Below are 4,045 nucleotides of genomic sequence, written 5' to 3'. Positions count from 1 at the left end.
GGGCCATCGGGACCGCGACCTCGGCGGGCAGGGCGCCGGCCAGCGGGCGGTCCGCCGCCTCCACGACGGTGACCTCGCAGCCGGCGGCGCGGGCGGCGGTGGCGAACTCGGCGCCGATCCAGCCGGCGCCGACGACCACGACGGGGTGGCCCTCTTCCAGGACGGGCCGCAGCCGCGCCGCGTCGTCGAGGGTGCGCAGCAGATGGACGCCGGGCACGCCGTCCGAGCCGGGCAGCACGACGGGTTCGGCGCCGGTGGCGAGGACCAGGACGTCGTAGGGGACGGGGCCCGCCGAGGTGTCCAGTTCGTGGTCGGCCGCGCGGACCCCGGTGACCTCGCAGCCCAGGCGCAGGGTGATGTCCAGTCCCTCGAAGTCGATGTCGAAGGCGGACTCCTCGGCCTTGCCCAGGAGCACGGCCTTGGACAGCGGGGGCCGGTCGTAGGGCTGGTGGGGTTCGGCGCCGATCAGGGTGACGGGGCCGGTGAAGCCCTGTTCGCGCAGGGCTACGGCGGTCTGGACGCCCGCCATGCCCGCGCCCGCGACGACGACCCGGCGTTCCGCCTGCTCTGCCCGCTGCTGCTCGCTCACCCGTTCAGCTTAGGACGTGTCCGCCCTCGGTCCGCTGGACCGCCCCTGGAGCGCCCCTGCCCTGACAGCCCGTCAGGTCAGGGGCCGCGCGGCCACCGCCCTCCCTACCCGCTCCGGGCGGCTGGGTCTAGGCTGGCGGCGTACAAGACTCGCGGGAGCCCGGACGCACCGGGCTGAGAGGGAGGCTGGCGGCCTCCGACCGTACGAACCTGATCCGGGTCATGCCGGCGAAGGGAGGGGCTGGACGCCCATGCGCATCCATCGCACCGAAAGGTCCGACGTCCTCGTCGTCGGGGGCGGCGTCATCGGGCTGGTCACCGCCTGGCGGGCCGCGCAGCGCGGTCTGTCCACGGCGCTCGCCGACCCGGCGCCGGGCGGCGGGGCGGCGCGGGTCGCGGCCGGGATGCTGGCCGCCGTCACCGAACTGCACTACGGCGAGGAGACCCTGCTCGGGCTCAACCTCGTCTCCGCCCGCCGCTATCCGTCGTTCACCGCCGAGCTGGAGGAGGCGAGCGGGCAGGACATCGGCTTCCGGGCCTGCGGCACCCTGGCCGTCGCGCTGGACGCGGACGACCGTGCCCATCTGCGCGAACTCCACGAGCTGCAACGCCGCTCGGGCCTCGATTCGGAGTGGCTGACCGGGCGCGAGTGCCGCCGCCTGGAGCCGATGCTCGCGCCGGGCGTGCGCGGCGGGCTGCGGGTGGACGGCGACCACCAGGTCGATCCGCGCCGGCTGGCCGCGGCGCTGCTGACCGCCTGCGAACGGGCCGGGGTGGTCTTCCACCGCCACCGGGCCGCCCACCTCACCGTGGCCGCCGGCCGGGCCACCGGGGCCGTGCTCGACGACGGTACCGAGCTGGCCGCCGACCAGGTGGTGCTCGCGGCGGGCAGCCTGAGCGGCCGGCTCGCCGGGGTGCCCGCCCACGTCCTGCCGCCGGTCCGCCCGGTCAAGGGCCAGGTCCTGCGGCTGACCGTGCCCCGGGCCTACGCCCCCTTCCTCTCGCGCACCGTGCGGGCGGTGGTCCGGGGCAGCCACGTCTACCTCGTGCCGCGCGAGAACGGCGAGCTGGTCGTCGGCGCCACCACCGAGGAGATGGGCTGGGACACCACCGTCACGGCGGGCGGGGTCTACGAACTCCTGCGCGACGCCCACGAACTGGTGCCCGGCATCACCGAGCTGCCGCTCACCGAGACCCGCGCCGGGCTGCGCCCCGCGTCCCCCGACAACGCCCCGCTGCTGGGTCCGACCGCGCTGCCCGGCCTCCATCTCGCCACCGGCCACCACCGCAACGGCGTGCTGCTCACCCCGGTCACCGGGGACGCCATGGCCGCGCTGCTGGCGGACGGCGTGCTGCCCGAGGCGGCCCGCCCCTTCTCCCCCGGCCGGTTCCCGCCGGCCCCCGTGCCCGCCCCGGCATCCGCCCCCGCACCCCAGGAGCAGCCCGCATGACCGAGCCGTCCCCGCTCACCGTGTCCGTCAACGGCGCGCCGTCCGTCGTCGCCGCCGGGACCACCCTGGACACCCTCGTCGCCACGCTGACCGACGCCCCGAGGGGGGTGGCCGCCGCGCTCAACGAGACCGTCGTGCCGCGCGGCGAGTGGCCGGCCGCCGTGCTCGGCGAGGGCGACCGGATCGAGGTCCTGACCGCGGTCCAGGGAGGCTGAGCCATGTCCGACGACCGCTTCACGCTCGGCGGCACCGAGTTCGCGTCCCGGCTGATCATGGGCACCGGCGGCGCGCCCAGCCTGGATGTCCTCGAACGGTCCCTGACCGCGTCCGGCACCGAGCTGACCACCGTCGCCATGCGCCGCCTCGACCCGACCGTGCAGGGCTCCGTGCTCTCGGTCCTGGAGAAGCTGTCCATCCGGGTGCTGCCGAACACCGCCGGCTGCTACACCGCCGGCGAGGCCGTGCTCACCGCCCGGCTGGCCCGCGAGGCGCTGGGCACCGACTGGGTGAAGCTGGAGGTGGTGGCGGACGAGCGCACCCTGCTGCCCGACCCGGTCGAGCTGCTGGACGCCGCCGAGACGCTGGTGGACGACGGCTTCACCGTGCTGCCGTACACCAGCGACGACCCGGTGCTCGCCCGGAAGCTGGAGGACGTGGGCTGCGCGGCGGTCATGCCGCTCGGCTCCCCCATCGGCTCCGGTCTGGGCATCCGCAACCCGCACAACTTCCAGCTGATCACCGAGCGGGCCGGGGTGCCGGTGATCCTGGACGCGGGCGCCGGCACGGCGTCGGACGCCGCGCTCGCGATGGAGCTGGGGTGCTCGGCGGTGATGCTCGCCTCCGCGGTGACCCGCGCCCAGGAGCCGGAGCTGATGGCGGCCGCGATGCGTCACGCGGTGGAGGCCGGCCGCCTCGCGTACCGGGCGGGGCGCATCCCGCGCCGCCACTTCGCCGAGGCGTCGTCGCCGCAGGACGGGCGGGCGGTGCTCGACCCGGAGCGCCCGGCGTTCTGAGCGGTGGTGCGGCGTCGGTGCGGGCGGCCGTGCCGGAGCCCGCGGTTCCGGGCGGCCGGCACGGATGCGGGCCGCCGTCCACCCCGGCCCTGTCACGGCTCGGCTTCAGTCCCGCTCCGGGTTCGCTCCGCGGCGGCGGGCCTGTCCGCGGCGGCTCGTAGACTCGCATGGTGGATACGACCCTCCAGGACCCCCTCGTCGGGCAGCTGCTCGACGGCCGCTACCGCGTCGATGCCCGCATCGCCGTGGGCGGCATGGCCACGGTCTACCGGGCCATGGACACCCGGCTCGACCGGCTGCTCGCCCTCAAGGTGATGCATCCGGCCCTCGCGACCGACGCCTCGTTCGTCGAGCGCTTCATCCGCGAGGCCAAGTCGGTGGCGCGTCTGGACCACCCCAACGTGGTGGGGGTCTTCGACCAGGGCGCCCAGGGTCAGTACGTCTACCTGGCGATGGAGTACGTCGCCGGGTGCACGCTGCGCGATGTGCTGAGCGAGCGCGGCGCGCTGAGCCCCCGGGCCGCGCTGGACATCCTGGAGTCGGTGCTCGCCGCCCTCGGCGCTGCGCACCGGGCGGGCTTCGTGCACCGCGACATGAAGCCGGAGAACGTGCTGATCGGGGACGACGGCCGGGTCAAGGTCGCCGACTTCGGGCTGGTCCGGGCCGTGGACGCGGTGACCAGCACCACCGGGACGATCCTCGGCACCGTCTCCTACCTCGCCCCCGAGCAGCTCGAACGCGGCGCGGCGGACACCCGCGCCGACGTGTACGCCTGCGGCGTCGTGCTGTACGAAATGCTGACCGGTGACAAGCCGCGCGACGGGGAGACCCCCGCCCAGGTCATCTACCAGCACCTGCACGAGGACGTGCGGCCGCCGTCCGCCGCGGTCCCCGGCCTGGCGCCGGAGCTGGACGCGCTGGTGGCGAGCGCCACCGCCCGCGATCCGGAGGCCCGCCCGTTCGACGCGGTGGCGCTGCTCGCCGAGGCCCGCC

Annotated in this window: 5 protein-coding genes and 1 riboswitch; of the genes, 4 read left to right on the top strand and 1 reads right to left on the bottom strand. The window is 75.7% G+C overall.

Annotated elements, in window-relative coordinates:
• Window positions 1-589, bottom strand: a 589-nt coding sequence (locus MHW47_RS32955) for an FAD-dependent oxidoreductase (RefSeq protein WP_239227516.1), incomplete at its 3' end; no start/stop codon positions are given.
• A gap of 141 nt (window positions 590-730) precedes the next feature.
• Window positions 731-842, top strand: a riboswitch (TPP riboswitch).
• Between MHW47_RS32955 and thiO the strand changes: the two genes are divergently transcribed.
• The 4 genes from thiO to MHW47_RS32935 all read left to right on the top strand — a co-directional run.
• Entirely contained in the window at window positions 840-2,039 is a 1,200-nt protein-coding gene (thiO, locus tag MHW47_RS32950) for a glycine oxidase ThiO (RefSeq protein WP_239227515.1), read from the top strand. It overlaps the preceding riboswitch by 3 nt.
• Window positions 2,036-2,254 (top strand): sulfur carrier protein ThiS, encoded by a 219-nt coding sequence (gene thiS / locus MHW47_RS32945; RefSeq protein WP_239227514.1) that lies wholly within the window; start codon window positions 2,036-2,038, stop codon window positions 2,252-2,254. The genes thiO and thiS overlap by 4 nt, the downstream gene beginning before the upstream one ends.
• Window positions 2,255-2,257: 3 nt before the next feature.
• Window positions 2,258-3,052, top strand: a complete 795-nt coding sequence (locus MHW47_RS32940) for a thiazole synthase (protein ID WP_239227513.1) — start codon at window positions 2,258-2,260, stop codon at window positions 3,050-3,052.
• A 167-nt stretch (window positions 3,053-3,219) separates the two neighbouring features.
• On the top strand, window positions 3,220-4,045 hold an 826-nt coding region (locus tag MHW47_RS32935; protein ID WP_239227512.1), incomplete at its 3' end, for a protein kinase.

Origin of the sequence: Streptomyces sp. OfavH-34-F, assembly GCF_022347745.1 — a bacterium.
Classification (GTDB): Bacteria; Actinomycetota; Actinomycetes; order Streptomycetales; family Streptomycetaceae; genus Streptomyces.
The sequence above is the reverse complement of the archived record's forward strand: the minus strand, read 5'-3'. Positions and strand labels throughout refer to the sequence as shown.